The organism is Dactylosporangium aurantiacum (assembly GCF_000716715.1).
GTDB classification, from domain to species: domain Bacteria; phylum Actinomycetota; class Actinomycetes; order Mycobacteriales; family Micromonosporaceae; genus Dactylosporangium; species Dactylosporangium aurantiacum.
In genome coordinates this window covers 26309-41728 of sequence record NZ_JNYJ01000056.1, presented here as the reverse complement: position 1 = coordinate 41728, position 15420 = coordinate 26309, and the positions used below count along the sequence as shown (strand labels likewise).

The 15420-nt window shown below is 74.9% G+C and carries 17 protein-coding genes; 7 read left to right on the top strand and 10 right to left on the bottom strand.

Annotation, left to right across the window (positions count from 1 at the left end; all coding sequences use genetic code 11):
• Positions 1-34: 34 nt before the first annotated feature.
• Complete coding sequence (locus tag OP18_RS43335; protein WP_033365153.1) at positions 35-1168, top strand: DNA polymerase III subunit beta; 1134 nt, start codon at positions 35-37, stop codon at positions 1166-1168.
• A 1379-nt stretch (positions 1169-2547) separates the two neighbouring features.
• Here the strand turns inward: OP18_RS43335 and OP18_RS43330 are convergent.
• The 4 genes from OP18_RS43330 to OP18_RS43315 all read right to left on the bottom strand — a co-directional run bounded on the left by OP18_RS43330 (position 2548) and on the right by OP18_RS43315 (position 4661).
• Entirely contained in the window at positions 2548-3009 is a 462-nt protein-coding gene (locus OP18_RS43330; RefSeq protein ID WP_033365152.1) for a DUF4279 domain-containing protein, read from the bottom strand.
• 77 nt (positions 3010-3086) lie between these two features.
• Positions 3087-3356 carry a hypothetical protein gene (locus OP18_RS43325; protein WP_033365151.1) on the bottom strand — a complete coding sequence of 90 codons (270 nt, stop codon included), beginning with the start codon at positions 3354-3356 and terminating at the stop codon, positions 3087-3089.
• A 50-nt stretch (positions 3357-3406) separates the two neighbouring features.
• Entirely contained in the window at positions 3407-3826 is a 420-nt protein-coding gene (locus OP18_RS43320; protein WP_033365150.1) for a CBS domain-containing protein, read from the bottom strand.
• A 73-nt stretch (positions 3827-3899) separates the two neighbouring features.
• The gene (locus OP18_RS43315) at positions 3900-4661 is read right to left on the bottom strand and encodes a D-Ala-D-Ala carboxypeptidase family metallohydrolase (RefSeq protein ID WP_052388208.1); all 762 of its coding nucleotides are present in this window, start codon (positions 4659-4661) and stop codon (positions 3900-3902) included.
• 137 nt (positions 4662-4798) lie between these two features.
• On the opposite strand from OP18_RS43315, the gene OP18_RS43310 reads away from it, so the two are divergent.
• On the top strand, positions 4799-5767 hold the full coding sequence (locus OP18_RS43310; protein ID WP_063745748.1) for an aminoglycoside phosphotransferase family protein: 969 nt from the start codon (positions 4799-4801) through the stop codon (positions 5765-5767).
• Positions 5768-5770: 3 nt separating this feature from the next.
• On the opposite strand, the gene OP18_RS43305 is transcribed toward OP18_RS43310, so the two are convergent.
• Positions 5771-6343 (bottom strand): GNAT family N-acetyltransferase, encoded by a 573-nt coding sequence (locus tag OP18_RS43305; RefSeq protein WP_033365149.1) that lies wholly within the window; start codon positions 6341-6343, stop codon positions 5771-5773.
• Positions 6343-6849, bottom strand: coding sequence for a MarR family winged helix-turn-helix transcriptional regulator (locus OP18_RS43300; protein WP_033365148.1), 507 nt, complete (start codon positions 6847-6849; stop codon positions 6343-6345). Before OP18_RS43300 ends, OP18_RS43305 begins: the two co-directional genes overlap by 1 nt.
• A 91-nt stretch (positions 6850-6940) precedes the next feature.
• Between OP18_RS43300 and OP18_RS43295 the strand changes: the two genes are divergently transcribed.
• Entirely contained in the window at positions 6941-7387 is a 447-nt protein-coding gene (locus tag OP18_RS43295) for a response regulator (protein ID WP_033365147.1), read from the top strand.
• A gap of 107 nt (positions 7388-7494) precedes the next feature.
• Here the strand turns inward: OP18_RS43295 and OP18_RS43290 are convergent, their stop codons facing one another.
• From OP18_RS43290 to OP18_RS43280, 3 genes are read right to left on the bottom strand one after another with little or no spacing between them, the layout of a single operon-like run.
• Positions 7495-8064: a GerMN domain-containing protein gene (locus tag OP18_RS43290; RefSeq protein WP_245635732.1), complete on the bottom strand. Its 570-nt coding sequence runs from the start codon at positions 8062-8064 to the stop codon at positions 7495-7497.
• Positions 8061-9416, bottom strand: coding sequence for a HAMP domain-containing sensor histidine kinase (locus tag OP18_RS43285; protein WP_033365146.1), 1356 nt, complete (start codon positions 9414-9416; stop codon positions 8061-8063). Before OP18_RS43285 ends, OP18_RS43290 begins: the two co-directional genes overlap by 4 nt.
• Positions 9413-10087, bottom strand: a complete 675-nt coding sequence (locus OP18_RS43280) for a response regulator transcription factor (RefSeq protein ID WP_033365145.1) — start codon at positions 10085-10087, stop codon at positions 9413-9415. The genes OP18_RS43285 and OP18_RS43280 overlap by 4 nt, the downstream gene beginning before the upstream one ends.
• Before the next feature lie 88 nt (positions 10088-10175).
• On the opposite strand from OP18_RS43280, the gene OP18_RS43275 reads away from it, so the two are divergent.
• From OP18_RS43275 to OP18_RS43265, 3 genes are all read left to right on the top strand, one after another.
• The gene (locus tag OP18_RS43275; protein WP_052388203.1) at positions 10176-10520 is read left to right on the top strand and encodes an STAS domain-containing protein; all 345 of its coding nucleotides are present in this window, start codon (positions 10176-10178) and stop codon (positions 10518-10520) included.
• Positions 10521-10557: 37 nt separating this feature from the next.
• Positions 10558-11247: an STAS domain-containing protein gene (locus tag OP18_RS53905; protein WP_052388202.1), complete on the top strand. Its 690-nt coding sequence runs from the start codon at positions 10558-10560 to the stop codon at positions 11245-11247.
• A 131-nt stretch (positions 11248-11378) separates the two neighbouring features.
• Positions 11379-12308: a sugar phosphate isomerase/epimerase family protein gene (locus OP18_RS43265; RefSeq protein ID WP_033365169.1), complete on the top strand. Its 930-nt coding sequence runs from the start codon at positions 11379-11381 to the stop codon at positions 12306-12308.
• An 18-nt stretch (positions 12309-12326) separates the two neighbouring features.
• On the opposite strand, the gene OP18_RS43260 is transcribed toward OP18_RS43265, so the two are convergent.
• Positions 12327-13067: a hypothetical protein gene (locus OP18_RS43260; protein WP_156090189.1), complete on the bottom strand. Its 741-nt coding sequence runs from the start codon at positions 13065-13067 to the stop codon at positions 12327-12329.
• 112 nt (positions 13068-13179) lie between these two features.
• Between OP18_RS43260 and OP18_RS62755 the strand changes: the two genes are divergently transcribed.
• Positions 13180-13647: a PadR family transcriptional regulator gene (locus OP18_RS62755; RefSeq protein WP_162189906.1), complete on the top strand. Its 468-nt coding sequence runs from the start codon at positions 13180-13182 to the stop codon at positions 13645-13647.
• Positions 13648-15420 lie beyond the last annotated feature (1773 nt).

Below are 15420 nucleotides of genomic sequence, written 5' to 3'. Positions count from 1 at the left end.
TTTTTTGTCGTACCCTGGCGGTAGGTTGCGCGGCATGGACGTCACCGCATCGGGGCTCGCCGCGGCCGCCGCACTGATGACCCGGCTGCTCACCGCCAGGACCCTGCACCCCGCCCACGCCGGTGCCCTGCTGCGCGCCGACGACACGGGCCTGCACCTGCTCGCCACCGACGGCGAGGTGACCGTCCACCTGCGCGTGCCCGCCACCGTCCACACCCCGGGCGAGGTCATCGTGCCGCGCCGCGGGCTGGCCGACACCCTGACCGCCCTCGACCCGGCCGACGCGCGCCTCACCGTGCAGGGCGGCCGCCTGGCCATCCGCGTGCCGGGCGCCCGGTTCGCCCTGCCCAGCCTCCCCGACGCCGTCCCGCCCGCCGCCGATCTGCCCCCGCTCCTCGGCTCGGTCCCGGGCGAGGTCCTGCGCGCCGCCGCGGTCCCCGTCGCGGGCGCCGCGTCCCGCGAGCACGCCCTGCCGATGTTCACCGGCGTCCGCCTGCGCACCCACGCTGACGCCCTGACGTTGTTCGCGACGGACCGCTTCCGCCTGGCCACCGCCGCCATCCCGTGGCAGCCCGCGCCCCCCGACTCCGCCGGGCGCGGCGCGGCCAGCACGTCAAGGGTCGAAGCCCTCATCCCCGCCGCCGTGCTGACCCGCGCCGCCCAGCACCTCGGTCGCGTCACCACGGTCCACATCCACGCCGACGACGACCTGTTCGCCCTGTCCTGGGACGGCGGCAGCATCATCACCGCCACCATCGGCGGCGGCTATCCCGACGCCCAGCTGTCCCGCCTGCTCGACGTCACCGCGGTCTGCACCGTCGAGGTCGACGCCGACACCCTCGCCCAAGCCGTCGACCGCGCCGCCACCTACGGCGGCCCCCACGGCCGCGTCACCCTCCAGCCCATCGAGGGCGCCCTGCTCATCCGCGCCGAAGATCCCTTGACCGGCGAGTCGGAGCAGACCATCAAGGCCACCGTCGACGGCAGCCCCACCACCCGCTCGTTCCAGGCCCGCCTGCTCACCGACGCCCTGCGCGCCTTCCCCCGCCACCCGGTCCAGCTCCGCTTCCAGGAGGCCATGCGAGCCACCGCCGTCACGGCCACCGCCCCCTCGTCCCCAGACCTGCACTACCTCGTCGTCCCGCTCCGCACCCCACCCGCCCCCTGACCTAGCCGCCCGTGGCCCACGCGCCTGCCGATCCGTGCGCCTGCCGATCTATCCACCCGCCGACCGATCCGCCAACACGCCCACGCCCTGACCAACCCGCCCGCAGATTGATCCGCCCACCGACCCATCCACGCCGTGATCCATCCACGCCGTGACCCGCCCGCGCCGTGACCCGCCCGCGCCGTGACCCGCCCGCGCCGTGACCTGCCTGGGCCGTGACCTGCCTGGGCCGTGACCTGCCTGGGCCGTGACCCGCCCGGGCCGTGACCTGCCTGGGCCGTGACCTGCCTGGGCCGTGACCCGCCCGCGCCGTGACCCGCCCGCGCCGTGACCCGCCTGGGCCGTGACCCGCCCGCGCCGTCCACCGCCCGCGCCGTGACCCGCCCGCGCCGTGATCCGCCCGCCAATCGACCCGCCGTCCGATCCGCCCACTCGTCCACGCCCCAACACGCCCACGCCCTGGCCCGCCCACCCGCAGATTGATCCGCCCACCGACCCATCCACGGCGTGACCCATCCACGCCCTGACCGGCCCCTGCCGCAGGCTGTTCCGACGGCCATCGATTGACGGACCCGACCACGCTCCGACCGGACGACATCCTGGCCTAGCGACAGCGAGCCGGTGACGGCCCCGACCACACCGCGCCCCGGCCACACCCCGTCCCGACCACACCCGGTCTGCACGACGGCGAGCGGACGACGGACCCGATCACACCGCGCCCCAGCCAGACCGCGGGTCCACGCGACAGCGAGCGGGTGACAGGCCCGACCACGCGCCGACCCGACCATAGCGCGGCCTGCGCAACGGCGGTGGAGAGGCGGCCTCGGCCACAACGCGCCCCCACCATGCCCGGGTCCATCCCCGACCGGGGTGCCACGCGGTCGAAGCACCGCCTCGGCCGGACCCCGCCACGACCAGGCGGCACACCACAACCAGGCCACCACGATCAGGCTCACCATGGCTCCCAACCACGACCAGGCACCACCACGATAAGGCTTCACACGATCAGGCCTCACCACGATCAGGCTCACCACGATCAGGCTTCACCACGGCCTCCACCGCAACCAGCGCACCGGCCCCAGCCAGCTCGCCATTGCCGGAGGCCGTCCCGACTAGCACAATCCGACCAGCCCGACACGGCCACGCCGCGGTGCGGTCGGGCCTGGGGCGGCCGCCTGTGATACCCATCGACCGCCGGCGCGACGTCTCGTGAAGTGCCTGCCCGCGCTGCCCTCGGGTCGCGGTTCGCATGGTCGCGGTCGCGGTCGTCGCCATCGCTCGGCGTGGCCGGCGCGTGGAGGGCTGCGTCTCGACGGTGCCGGCTCGATCGCGCCAGCGGCGAGTCCCGGTCGGCGGCGAGTCCCAGCCGGTGGCGAGAGTCAGTCGGTGACGGGGGCCGGAATCATGTCGTACTCGTCGACGTCCAGAACCGCTCCGGTGGCGTGGAGGAAGTCGAGGACCTCGCGGTCGAGGTGCCAGCCAAACAGGTCCGGCGCCGCGGTGAAGGCGTCGCCGCCGCCCTCGCCATTGAAGTATCGCACGACCTCCAGGACCGCGCCGCAGCCTTCGCCCTCCGTGACCAAGCGGTTCGCCAGGGTGGCGATCGCCTGGGTGTGAGGTGCGAGACGGTGCACGATGTGGGCGATCTGCTCGTCGACGCACAGTCCCGGTTCGCGGCAGACGACCTTCCACGCGTGCCGGACCGGGACGGCCTTGGGCTCGGGGATGCGGCTGCCGCGGACCGTGGTCTCGTCGGGTTCGAGTCCGAGGACGGCGGCCATCGCTGCCGCCGGCGTGCTGCGGCCGAACAGCGCGAAGTAGGCGTACTGACTGACGTGCACGGGTGGAGGGTAGGCGCCGCCCTCGGCGTGGGCGCGGCATTGTTCGGTCCGGCCAGGGGCGGTACTTGGTGGTCGGGTCAGGTGTCGCCGCCCTCGCCGTGTTCGGTGGCGATCTGGGGGCCATGGGCGGGGTCGCTCGAGTCGGGTTTGTGGTCGAACGGCAGGCCGGGTGCGTCGGCCTGGCCGCCGAGGCCGAGCGGGGTCGCGGCGCCGGCGGTGGAGCCGTTCGGGCGGTCCGGGTCGTCGATGGCGTCGGCGCCTGAGGTGCCCGGGGTGGCGGTGGTGCCCATGGTGGCGTTCTCGTCGGTGGTTTCGTCGGTGGTTTCGTCGGTGGTTTCGTGGCTCATACGGGACCGGTACCCATCCGGCCGCGGTCTGCCACACGCCGACGCGGAAATCAGTGGTTGGGGGCCTGGGCGCTGATGTCGGCGAGGGCGGACGTCGCGTCGCGTTCGATGGCGAGGTCGCCGAGGGAGACGATGCCGACGAGGCGTTCGCCGTCGAGGACGGGGAGGCGGCGCAGGGCGTTGGTACGCATCAGCTCGACCGCGGTGTCCAGGTCGTCCTGGGGCGAGACGGCGACGAGGTCCGGGGCAACGACGTCGCCGACGGCGGTGGTGGCCGGGTCGCAGCCGGCGGCGACCACGCGGACGGTGACGTCGCGGTCGGTCAGGATGCCGCGGACGCCGCTGGTGTCGGTGACGACGAGCGCGCCGACGTCGGCCTCGCGCATGAGCTCGGCCGCGGCGGCCACGGACTCGCTGACGTCGATGGTGACCGGGCCGCTGGTCATGATGTCTTTCACCTGCTCGTTCATGCGGGTAGGACTACCCACCGGCGGGCGGGGCAACCAATGCCGGTCGCCCGCCGGAGTGGCAGTACCAGGGGCGCTAGTTGTCGCCCAAGGGGTCGAGGCCGCCGGTGAGGCTGGCGACGCCGCAGTTGGGAGCGGACCAGAAGCGGCTCGGGCGGCCGTCGACGTGCGTGTGGTCGTTGTGGTCGGGGTAGCCGGGGCCGAGGATGCCGGCGAAGCCGTGGTTGCGGGCCGCCTGGGCGAGGGTGCACAGGGAGTGCGAGCCGGCGCCGAGGTCGGCGGCGTCGCCGTACAGGTGGCGGCTGGACGAGGCGCCGCCCACCGCGTTGTTGCACGACACGCTGCGGAAGCCGCTGGTGACCCGGATGGGCTGGTCGCCGAGGGCGTGCCGGAGCGCCTGCAGCTTCCACATGGTGACGAGGGCGTTGGCCTTGGCGGTCGCGGCGGAGACGTTGCCGCCGGCCCAGGTGCTGTTGCAGTTGTTGAGCTCGGCGTAGCTGAAGTTGACCGGGGTGCAGTCGTCGTCCTGCAGGGCGTAGAGCTTGGCGAACGTGGCGGACCCCGCGACGCCGTCGGCGGTGAGGCCGTACGCCGCCTGGAAGCGGGCCACCGCCGCCTTCGTCGCGGGCCCGTACTGGCCGTCGAGTCCGAGGACCGCGCCTGCGCCGGGATAGCCGGACACGCGGATCTGCAGCTGCCGGACCGCTTCTCCCGACGATCCCTGGGCCAGGACGCCGCTCCAGGTGTAGCAGGCGTCCGCGTGTGCCGGTGCGGCGGTCACCAGGACCGCCCCGGCCGATGCACCGACCGTGAGCAGTGCTGCTGCGAGCAAACGCATCAACTTTCGCATAGACGCATGGAACTGTGTAGATGAAAGGAAGTCAATGGATGTCCGGCGGTACATTCTGACCGGGGCGCCCGGCGCCGGGAAGACCACCGTGCCGCGGCCATCACCACGATCGAGGAGCGGCTCCGATGATGCGTGACGGCGACGCGCCGACCTCCGTCGAGCTGGTGCGGCGCCTCGTGGCCGGGCAGTTTCCACAGTGGACGGACCGGCCGGTGGCACCGGTCGGCACGCCGGGCACCGACAACGCCATGTACCGCCTCGGCGACGACCTCGTCGTGCGGCTGCCGCGCCGGGCCGGCGGCGTGGCGCAGATCGAGCGGGACCGGCGCTGGCTGCCGCTGCTCGCGCCCCGGCTGCCGCTGCCGGTCCCGGCGCCGGTCGCGGTCGGCGGGCCGGCGCACGGGTACCCGTTCCCGTGGACCGTCGGGCGGTGGCTGCCCGGCTCGACCGGCGAGGCGTTCAGGGACCGGCGCGCCGCGCTCGACCTCGCCGGGTTCGTCACCGCGCTGCGGGCCGTCGACCCCACCGGCGCGCCGCGCGGCTACCGCGGTGGGGCGCTCGCCGAGCGGGACCCGGCGGTCCGCGCCGCGATCGAGCAGCTGCACGGCGAGCTGGACACCGCCGCCGCGACCCGGTTGTGGCAGGCCGCGCTCGCCGCACCCGCCTGGGAGGGGCCGCCGGTGTGGAGCCACGGCGACCTGCACGCGGGCAACGTGCTGGCCGACGGCGGGCGGGTCAGCGGCGTCATCGACTTCGGCTGCGCCGGGGTCGGCGACCCGGCCTGCGACGTCATGCCCGCCTGGACGCTGCTGGGCGCCGAGCACCGCGGCACGTTCCGCGACGCCGTCGGCGCCGACGACGCGATGTGGGCGCGGGCGCGCGGCTGGGTGCTGTGCATGGGGCTGGTCGCGCTGCCGTACTACCGCGAGCGCGACCCGGCCTTCGCCGGCCTCGCCCGGCGCATGCTCAACGAGGCCCTGCTCGACGAGACCATGCTCGACGAGACCATGCGCGACGAGACCCTGCTCGACGAGACCATGCGCGACGAGACCATGCGCGACGAGGCCAAGCTCGACGAGGCCCTGGGCGACTGACGGTCACGGTCCCTCGAGGTCGGACGGGATCATGCTGTACATGACGAGGTCGTGACGGCCGGTGCGGGAGACCGCGACGTTGCGCAGCACCCCCTCGGCCTGGAAGCCGGCCCGCTGGGCCACGTGCCGGGACGCGGTGTTGCCCGGCGCCGCCTGCAGTGCGATGCGGGCGAAGCCCTGCTCGGTCAGCGCCCACCGGGCCACCGCCGCGGCCGCCTCCGCCGCGACGCCGCGGCCGCGCGCCCAGGGCGCCGTCCAGTAGTGCATCTCGGCCGTCATCGCGGTCCAGTCGGCGCTGAACAGCGAGACGTGCCCGACCAGGCGGCCGCCGTCGCGGGGCACGACCGCGAAGCCGATGCCCTTGCCGGTGCGGCGGCGCTCCTCGATGCCGCTGCCGCACCAGGCGAGGGCGGTGTCGAAGTCGGCGCCGGCGTAGGCGTAGCCCAGCGGCGCGGAGTCGATGAACCTGGCGTCCTGCCAGACCGCGTGGACGTCCGCGGCGTCGGCGGGGACGAACGGGCGCAGCACGAACCGTGGCGTGTGCAGCGTGGCCGCGGGCAGCACCGGGTCGCGCATCAGGGCAGCGTCACGCTGTCGACCGGGTCCGCCGAGACCTCCCAGCGGTCCCACCACAGCCCGTCGGGCAGCTCGCCGGACGCCTCGACGATGCGGTCGAGCAGGTCCAGGCACTCCTGCGACGCGTCGAGCCCAGCCTGCTGGACGAGCGCCGACAGCTCCCGCTGCCGCTCGCGCATCACCACGCCGACCAGGTCGCGGCCGGCGGGGGTGAGCGCCAGCCAGGTCGAGCGGCGGTCGTTGTCGCGGTGGAAGCGCCGCACCAGCAGCTTGCGTTCGAGCCGGTCGCACATGCGGGTCAGCGTCGACGGCGCCACGTCGAGCTCCTTGGCCAGGCCGGCGCTGCGCTGCGGGCCGGCCGTGGCGAGCAGCACCAGCGTCCGGTACTGCGGCAGCGTCACGTCCGCCTCCATCGCCGCCAGGTTGCGCACCGCGAGCGCCACCATGCTCCGGCTGACCGCCAGCAGCGCCCGAACCAGCGCCTCGTTTCCCCCCGGGGTGGTCATCGGGACATCGTTGCACGGTGGATACCGTCGCCGGCGTGCACTATCGTGTGGCGAGAACATTGCAGTACTGCAACATTCTGGAGGGAGGCCAATGAACGGGGACGGGCCACCCGAGCTCGCTCGCATCCTCTTCGTCGAGGACGACAGCGGCGACGTGGCGTTCACCCTCGACGAGTTCCGCGAGCACCGGCTGCGCAACGAGGTGACGGTGATCGGCGACGGCCTCGCCGCGATCGACTACCTCGAGCGGCGCGGCGAGCACGCGCAGGCGCCGACGCCCGACATCGTCCTGCTCGACCTGAACCTGCCCGGCGTCGACGGCCGGGTGGTGCTCGACCGGATCCTCAACAACCCCCGCCTCACCGATCTCACCGTCGTGGTGCTGACCAGCTCGCCCCTCGAGGAGCAGATGCTGCGCGACTTCGGCGTGCCCACCGAGCACTTCTTCCGCAAGCCCGTCGACTTCGCCCAGCTCGCCAAGCTGATCAACGGCATCGACCGCTACTACCTGGTGATCGACCGCCTGACCGAGGAGTGAGCCCGGCCCCACCAGCACGTCGGGCCGGCCCGCCGGCCGCTGAGGGCCGGCCGTGAGCCGGTAGAGCCGGCCACCGGCCGGTAGAGCCGGCGCGTGAGACCGGACGCTCACCGCTCAGCGATGAGCGTCCGGTAGTCCGCGACCGTCAGCGGCAGCTCCGTGAGCGAGCCGTCGGCGCGGGGGACCTTGAGCACCTGGCCGTCGAGCAGGAAGCGCACGGTGTCCACGTCGGTGCGGGCGTCCAGGGTGCACACGATCTGCCCGATCGCGAGGATGTCGTCGGTACGCCCACCCGACTGCGGCCGGAACGACACCTCCGCCGTGCCGTCGACGAGCCGGACACCCGCGATGAGGTCGGTGCCGGTCAGCGCGCTGGACAGCCCTTCGTCGCGCTCCGCCTCGGTGGGGCCGGCGACCAGGTCACCGAGCAGGGCCGCCACGTCCGCGGTCGAGCCGACCCGCCGCTCGACCGCCACGAGCTGATCGTCGCGCACCAGGTACAGCCGCTCGACGACGGCACCGGCCGGGTTGCTGGGGGCCTGCGCCGGCGGGCTGCCGATGATCAGCGACGGTTCGATCGGCCGCGGGCTGTCCTCGTCGGGCACCCCGCAGCCCGCCAGCCCGACCAGCCCGGCGAGCACGGACCCGGCGAGCAGCAGGACGGCGGCGCGCCTCACGGGACGGCCCCGGGCAGCTCGACCCGGAAGCGGGCCCCGCCGCCGGGGCGGTCCAGGACCACGACCCGGCCGCCGTGCGCCGCCGCGTGCCGCGCGACGAGGGACAGGCCGAGGCCGGTGCCGTCGCCGCCGCCGCGGGCGCCGGCCGACCGACCCCGCACGAACCGGTCGAAGATGACCAGCCGGTCGTCGGGGCGGACCCCCGGGCCCTCGTCGTCGACCTCGACCCGGCCGGTCCCGCCCACGCTGGTGAGCCGGACCGCGACCGGACCGCCGCCGTGGCGGACCGCGTTGTCCAGCAGGTTGGCCAGGATCTGCTCGACGCGCCGCCGGTCGACCAGCCACCGGACCCCGTCCTCGGCGGCCGGCTCGACCAGGCCGGCGTCGAGGCCCTGGCCCTCCACGACCCGGCGGGCCAGGTCGTGCGGGTCGACGGGCGCCCGGCGGGCCGGCTGGTCGCTGCGGGCCAGCTCGAGCAGGTCGTCGACGAGCTGCTGGAACCGGCCGATCTCCTCGACGACCAGACCGGCCGCGAGCGCGGTCCGCTCGTCGAGGTGGGCCCGGCGCCGGTGCAGGACGCTGGCGGAGGCGGCGAGGGTCTGCAGCGGGGAGCGCAGCTCGTGGCTGACGTCGGCGGCGAAGCGGCGGTCCCGCTCGTGCCGGCGGGCCAGCTGGTCGACCATGCCGTTGAACGACTCGGTCAGCCGGGCCAGGTCGGGCTCCGTCGCCGGGTCGAGGCGGGCGCTGAGGTCACCGTCGGTGATCCCCTGCGCGGCGTCGGCGACCGAGCGGAGCGGGCGCAGCACGTACCGGGTGGCGTACCAGCCGAGGCCCGCGCCGGCCGCCGCGACCGCGGCCGCGACGAGACCCAGCACCCAGGCGAGGGTCCGCAGGGTCTGGTCCAGCTCGCGCAGGTAGTCGATCTCGTAGAGGGCCGTCGTGGGCGACAGCGACACCCCGATGACGAGGGCCGGCACGCCGTCGACCCGCACCCACTGCGCGCCCTGGCCGCCCTGCTCGACGAGGCGCTGCAGCCCGGCCGGCACCGCGTCGGCCGCGCCGGGGTCGGCGTTGCGGGTGTACCAGCCGCCGTCGCGGCGCAGCAGGGTGCGCCGGTTGCCGCCGGTGTCCAGGGACTTGAGCACGGCCACGACGTCGGGGCGCTCACCGTCCAGGCCGGCCGTGATGATCCGCGCGTCGTAGGCGGTGGCCCGGATCATGGCCCGCTCCCGGCCGGCGAGCAGCGAGCCGCGGGTCAGCTCGTACGAGATGAACGCCATGGACGCCGAGAGCGCCAGGGCACCCGCGGCGAACCCCGCGACGACCCGTGTGCGCAGCCCCGCCTTCTTCATCGCTGCAGCTTGTAACCCATGCCGCGGACCGTGACCAGGCGCCGGGGCGCCCGGGAGTCGTCCTCGATCTTCTGCCGCAACCGTCCCACGTGGACGTCGACCAGGCGCTCGTCGCCGACGTCGTACTCCCATACCCGCTGCAGCAGCTGCTGGCGGGACAGCACCAGCCCGGGGTGCTCGGCGAGCTCGCACAGCAGCCGGAACTCGGTGCGGGTCAGCGCCACCGGCTCGCCGGCGACCCGCACCTCGCCGGCCTCGGGCAGGATCTCCAGGTCGCCGAAGACGAGCGTCGACACCGGCGACAGCACGGTGCGCCCCCGCCGGCGCAGCGCGCGCAGGCGCGCCGACAGCTCCTTCACCGCCACCGGCTTCACCAGGTAGTCGTCGGCACCGGCCTCCAGGGCCGCGACGATGTCGTGGGTGTCGTCGCGGGCGCTGACCACGACGATCGGCACGTCGTCGTCGCGGCGCAGCTGGCGGATGCACTCGAAGCCGTCGACGCCGGGCAGCATCAGATCGACCAGCACCGTGTCGGCGGGCTCCGCCCGCTGCGCCACGAGGCCGTCCTCAGCGCTGGACACGCCGCGCACCGTGTAGCCCTCGTCCTCCAGCGCGAGCATCAGCGACAGCCGGATCCGATCGTCGTCCTCGATGACCAGTACACCCGCCACCACTGCATCATGCCAGGCCGGACGCGTTGTCATACAACTGTCATAGTTCCGCGGAACGGCCGCCACATGTGCGACGGAGGCTCGGTCCATGCGCACCGGCATCGACGCCCCTGGAACGCCGCTCGTCGAGATCATGGTCACCGAGGAGCTGGACGCCGGATCCGAGCCACGCGTGCGGGCCCTGCTGGAGGACGCGCTGACGCTGCATCCCGAACAGCTGATCATCGATCTGGCCGGCTGCCCGTTTATCGACGCCACTGCCATCGGCATGCTCCTGGACATCCACCGGCAGGTCTGGACGTCGGGAGGAAGACTCACATTGCGGGCGCCGTCACCCCGTGTACGGCGAACGTTGCAAATCGCGCATGTAAATCACGTGTTACGAATGGTCCCGGAGGCCGACGGACAAGACATGATGGCGAAGACCCAGTGAACTGATCGGACTCAGCTCAGTGAGAGGAGCGGCGACCGTGACCGCGGCGACGACATCTGACGGCACCGACTTCACCTTGATCTGCGACGCCTGCGGCCAGAGCGTGACCGGGCTCGGCGCGACCATGCACAACTGGGACCTCGTCTGGAGCCTGTTCCGCCGGCACGGCTGGACCGGTGCCCGCCTCGCGACCGGACCGCACAGCTGCGGGCGCTGCTCACGGGTGCCCCTGGCCTCCGCCGACGCCGATCCGGTCGGCTGGCTCGCCGGGGACGCCCCGTCGACGCCGAGCGCGGCCGAGGTCGACGCCGAGCCCGCCCCGGCGGTGCCGACCGACCCGCGGGTCAGCGCGACCGTCGTCGACGAGGCGCTGGTGGTGGCCCTCAGCGGAGACCTCGACATCGAGGTCGGTCCGGCGCTGCGCGCCGCGCTGTCGCCCGCGGGGTACCGCCCCGGCCACCTGATCCTCGACCTGAGCCGGGTCGACACGCTCGACTCCTCCGTGCTGGGGCTGCTGGTCGCCGCCCGCCACCGCGCCGCGCAGGCCGGTGGCCACACCTGCCTGGTCGGGCTGGCGCCGTTCATGCGGCGGATGATGCACACCCTGTGCCTGCTGCACCTGTTCGTGGTGCTGCCCGACCGCGCGACGGCAATCGGCTGGCTGCGCGGCGACGGCGCGGACCTGCCGCGCCAGCGCGACCTGCGCGGCGAGACCACGCCGGCCTGATCCTCCGAGCGCAAGCAGGGCACCCCCCCGGGGTGCCCTTTTCGCTGTCCGGGCGTGACAAGCGTCGGATCCAAATATAGAAAGGTTCAGATGTACGAAAGTCCGTGACGTACCGGAGGGAAGTGCACCGCATGCCCAGCTCCCCCGTCAGCCGGCGCAACCTGCTCGGCGCCGCAGCCGCCGCCCCGCTGCTCGCCGCACCGCTCCTGGCCACCCCGGCCGCCGCCGCCCCCGACACCGCCGCCGGCGGGCACCGCCTCTCCCGGGTGCCGCTCGACCGGATCAGCGTCCAGCTCTACACGCTGCGCGACCAGCTCGGCCTCGACCTCGCCGCCAGCCTCGCCGAGCTGCGGGCCATCGGGTACACCCGGGTCGAGCACGCCGGGTTCGTCGGCCGCACCGCCGCCCAGTTCCGCGCCGCGCTGGACGCCGCCGGCCTCAAGGCCACCTCCGGGCACGTCGCGGTCCCGCAGCCGTGGGACGCCTCGGCGTGGCAGCGGGCGCTCGACGACGCCAACATCGTCGGCAACCGCTTCGTCGTGCACCCGTTCTTCGGCATCGACGCCAGCACCGGCCAGCCGATCCGCGACGGCGCCAAGTATCACGCCCTGGCCCGCGACCTCAACCGGGCCGGCGCCCTGGCCAAGCGGGCCGGCCTGGACTTCGGCTACCACAACCACCAGCTGGAGTTCGTCCGGCAGGACGGCGGGCCGCGCACCGGTTACGACATCCTCACCGCCGAGACCGACCCCGACCTCGTGCACCTGGAGGTCGACCTGTTCTGGGCGTGGCGGGGCACCGCCGACCCGGTCGACCTCATCCAGCGGCACCGGGGCCGCATCCGCCAGGTCCACGTGAAGGACATGGACACCGCCGCGGCGTTCAGCGACCCCGGCGCCGGCCTGATCGACTTCGGCCGGATCTTCCAGCACGCGCGGGAGGCCGGCCTGGTCGAGTACATCGTCGAGCGCGACGACGCCGGCACCCCGCCGCGCACCCCGGCCGACGCGCTGACCACGGCCCGCAACGGCTACCGGTACCTGGCGGACCTGCGCTTCTGATCGCGGCCGGCGCCCCGGTCACCACTCGTGCGGCAGGCTGTAGCGCCAGTTCGCCGCGATGCACGTCCCCGCCGGGGTCCGGTAGCACGGCCACCCGCCCGCACCGGACCTCGGCAGGACGCGGCGCACCCGGCGGGCCGCGGCGCCGGCCGGCCTCGTCTCCACGTACCGCCGGCCCGGGCCGACCGCCGGGACCGCCACGCCGGCCGGCCAGCGTCCGCACCCGGCGGGCCCGGCGTCCAGGTGCACCGCCGCCAGCAGCAGCGCGTCCGGGTGCCAGGGCTCACCGCTGGCGCGCACGGTCCCGCGCAGGACCTGGACGTGGTCGTACAGCTCGTGCAGCGGCGGCGGGAAGTCGCCGGGCCGGTCGCCGTCGCCCCAGCCGTCGAGGTGCGCGGTCAGGTAGTGGCCGTCGGCGGTGCGGACCCGCACCCGGTCCCATGGGGCGTCGCGCGGCGGGTCCCGGTCCGGCAACCGGCGGGTGCCGCCCCGCAGCCGCAGCACCCGCACCGCGTGGTCCCGCAGCGCCTCGGCGTCGCGCGCCGGCAGGTACCGGTGGGCGGCCGCATCGGCGTAGGCCTCGCCGTCGCCGTACACCGCCAGCAGCGGCGGCACCGTCACACCGGCACCGGGCGCGACGGCACCGCCCTGTCGCTCCCACTCGAACATCGGCCACCGCACCACGGCGTGCGCGGCCCGCCCCCCGAGCAACGACCCGGCGAAGGCCCCGCCGGCCACCAGCAACGCCCTGCGATCCATGCTCAGCAGCCTATTTCAGACATTTCTCTTTTTTCGTGTTTTTTGCCGGTGTACGACTGACGCCTGGCGGCCTATGTAGAGAAACGGCTCAGCCCTATGTAGAGTGTCGACTGTGGTGACATCAGTGCGGATGACGGTGGCGGTGGCGAAGGTGGTGTCGGCGTTCCTGGCCGACCCGGCCGCCGACCGGTATGGCCTGGACCTCATGCGGGTCACCGGGCACCCGAGCGGCACGCTGTATCCGATCCTGCTGCGCCTGCAGCGGGCCGGCTGGGTGGCGGCGCACTGGGAGGACGTCGACCCGGTCGCCGCCGGGCGCCCTGCCCGGCGGTATTACCGGCTGACCTCCGACGGCGCGGTGCTCGCGCGGACCGCCGTGGCGCAGCTGCGGGCCGGGTTGGCCGACGGCGGCCCGATCGCGGGGACACCTGGGTCACCCGGGTCACCTGGGTCGTCCGGCTCGTCCGGCTCGTCTGGGTCGTCCGGCTCGTCCGGCGCTTCGGGTGTGCCTGGCTCCGCGGGCCTGCCCGGGTTGGCGGCCGCGCCGGTCACCCCGAGGATCGCGGCGGGGCCGGCGTGACCGCCGCGGACCGGCTCGCCGACGCGCTGCTGCGGCTGGCGGCCCGGCGCTGGCCCGCCGAGGTGCGCGCGGAGCAGGCCCGGGAGTGGGCCGCCGAGCTGCACGTGCTGCGCACCGAGCCGGGCAGCGCCGGCCGGCGGGTCCTCGCACAGCTGCGGTTCGCGTTCAGCCTGGCCGCCGCGCCACCGGTCGAGGACGAGGACGGGGTGCCCCGCGGCTGGCGGGAGGGCCTGCCAGCGGTGGGCCCCGCGGTGCAGCCGATCGCGGTCCTGGTGCTGTTCGGCGTCCTGGCGGTCGGTCCGGCCGGCACCGCCCTGCGCGGCGCCGCCGAGTGGCTGCTGGGTCTGACCGGCACGCGGGTCACGTGGCCGGCCGGCACCGCCGTCACCGTCGCCACCTCGGTGCCGCCGCTGCTGGGCATCACCGCCGCCGCCTGGTGGCTCGGCCGGCGGATGCCGGTGCGCTGGGCCCGGCTGCGGCGCCTCGGCGCAGCCGCCCCGGCCGCCGCCGCTCCCGCCGCCCTGGCGGTGTCGTTCGCGGTGCTGGTGGTCGGCACGCAGGGGCTCGTCGGCCCGGACGGCGGCGCCCTCACCGCCAGCCTGTGCGCCGGCGCGGTCGCCTGGACGCTGCTCGCCACGGCGCTCGCCGTCGCCGTCGTGCGGCTCGCCGCCCCGCGGCCCACCCTTTCCCCGCCGCCGGTCTCATCCAGGCCGCTTGCTCCTGCCGCGCCTTCCACGCCGCCGGCTCCTGCCGCGCCTTCCACGCCGCCGGTTTCCTCGGCACCGCCGAGCGCATCTCCGCCGCCCGCCATGTCCCCGCCGCCCACCACTGCGACGCCGCTGGTGGCCGCCGCTCGGCGTGCTCCTTCCGCGCGGCGGGTGGCGGGTCGCGTGCTGGCGGCGGTGCTCGCCGTCGTGGGGACGCCGCTGGTCGTGGAGCTGGCGGTCACCGCTGCCGCGCTGCCGTCGATGCTCGCGTCCGGGGGCGGCGTGGAAGCGGCGCTCGGCTGGGGGCCGGCGCTCGTGTCCGGGGCAGCGTGGACCGGCACGTCGTGGACGCCGACGCCGGACGGCGTCGCGCTGCTCAACGCGACCAACGCGTTCCCGTCGCACCTGCTGCTGCTGACCGGCCTCGCGGTCGGGTACGGTCTCGGCGCCGCCCGCCCCCGCGCGCCCCGGGCCGCCGCGATCCCCGCCGGCACCCCCGTGCCGCTGCGGATGAGCGGCCCCGCCACCGTCGCCGGCGCGGCGGCGCTGGCGGCCGGGCTGCTGGCGTGGGCGTACACCCTGGCGGTCCTGAGCCCCGCGATGCCGCTGGTCGGCCAGACGGCGCCGATGCCCGGCGGTGACGGCGAGCTGTACATGTGGGTCGCCGAGCTGCGCTGGGCGGGTATCGCCCTGGCGGCGTTCGGACTGCTGCTCGCCGCCGCCGACCGGCGGGCCGTGGCCCTCGCCGCGGCCGTGCAGACCCTGCTGCTCCTGGCTGCCGACGGGGTCCTCGCCCGCGCCGGCGTCACCGGCCCGGGCGGGTTGCGCACCGCCCTCGCCGCGGCGGCGGTCGCGGCGGCGCTGTCGTGGCGGGTCGCGGGCCGCCGCCGCGGGGGCGACCCGCTGGTGGCCCGGCGCCGCCTCGGCTGGACGGCGCTGACCGCCGCCTGCTGCGGGCCGATCCTGTTCGGCCAGGGCACCCCGGCGGTCAACCACCCGTTCCTGCCGGCCGGGCTCGCCGGCACGACCGCGGTCCTGGCGGCGATGTTCGCGGTCGTCGCGGTGC

What these genes read in the sequence shown, in the direction of transcription:
- OP18_RS43315 (WP_052388208.1), bottom strand. Translation starts at nt 4,661, where the DNA reads ATGCGTTTGCTCGCAGCAGCACTGCTCACGGTCGGTGCATCGGCCGGG.
- OP18_RS43260 (WP_156090189.1), bottom strand. Translation starts at nt 13,067, where the DNA reads ATGGATCGCAGGGCGTTGCTGGTGGCCGGCGGGGCCTTCGCCGGGTCG.
- OP18_RS43310 (WP_063745748.1), top strand. Translation starts at nt 4,799, where the DNA reads ATGATGCGTGACGGCGACGCGCCGACCTCCGTCGAGCTGGTGCGGCGC.
- OP18_RS43335 (WP_033365153.1), top strand. Translation starts at nt 35, where the DNA reads ATGGACGTCACCGCATCGGGGCTCGCCGCGGCCGCCGCACTGATGACC.
- OP18_RS43285 (WP_033365146.1), bottom strand. Translation starts at nt 9,416, where the DNA reads ATGAAGAAGGCGGGGCTGCGCACACGGGTCGTCGCGGGGTTCGCCGCG.
- OP18_RS43275 (WP_052388203.1), top strand. Translation starts at nt 10,176, where the DNA reads ATGCGCACCGGCATCGACGCCCCTGGAACGCCGCTCGTCGAGATCATG.
- OP18_RS43295 (WP_033365147.1), top strand. Translation starts at nt 6,941, where the DNA reads ATGAACGGGGACGGGCCACCCGAGCTCGCTCGCATCCTCTTCGTCGAG.
- OP18_RS43265 (WP_033365169.1), top strand. Translation starts at nt 11,379, where the DNA reads ATGCCCAGCTCCCCCGTCAGCCGGCGCAACCTGCTCGGCGCCGCAGCC.
- OP18_RS43320 (WP_033365150.1), bottom strand. Translation starts at nt 3,826, where the DNA reads ATGAACGAGCAGGTGAAAGACATCATGACCAGCGGCCCGGTCACCATC.
- OP18_RS43300 (WP_033365148.1), bottom strand. Translation starts at nt 6,849, where the DNA reads ATGACCACCCCGGGGGGAAACGAGGCGCTGGTTCGGGCGCTGCTGGCG.
- OP18_RS43305 (WP_033365149.1), bottom strand. Translation starts at nt 6,343, where the DNA reads ATGCGCGACCCGGTGCTGCCCGCGGCCACGCTGCACACGCCACGGTTC.
- OP18_RS43325 (WP_033365151.1), bottom strand. Translation starts at nt 3,356, where the DNA reads ATGAGCCACGAAACCACCGACGAAACCACCGACGAAACCACCGACGAG.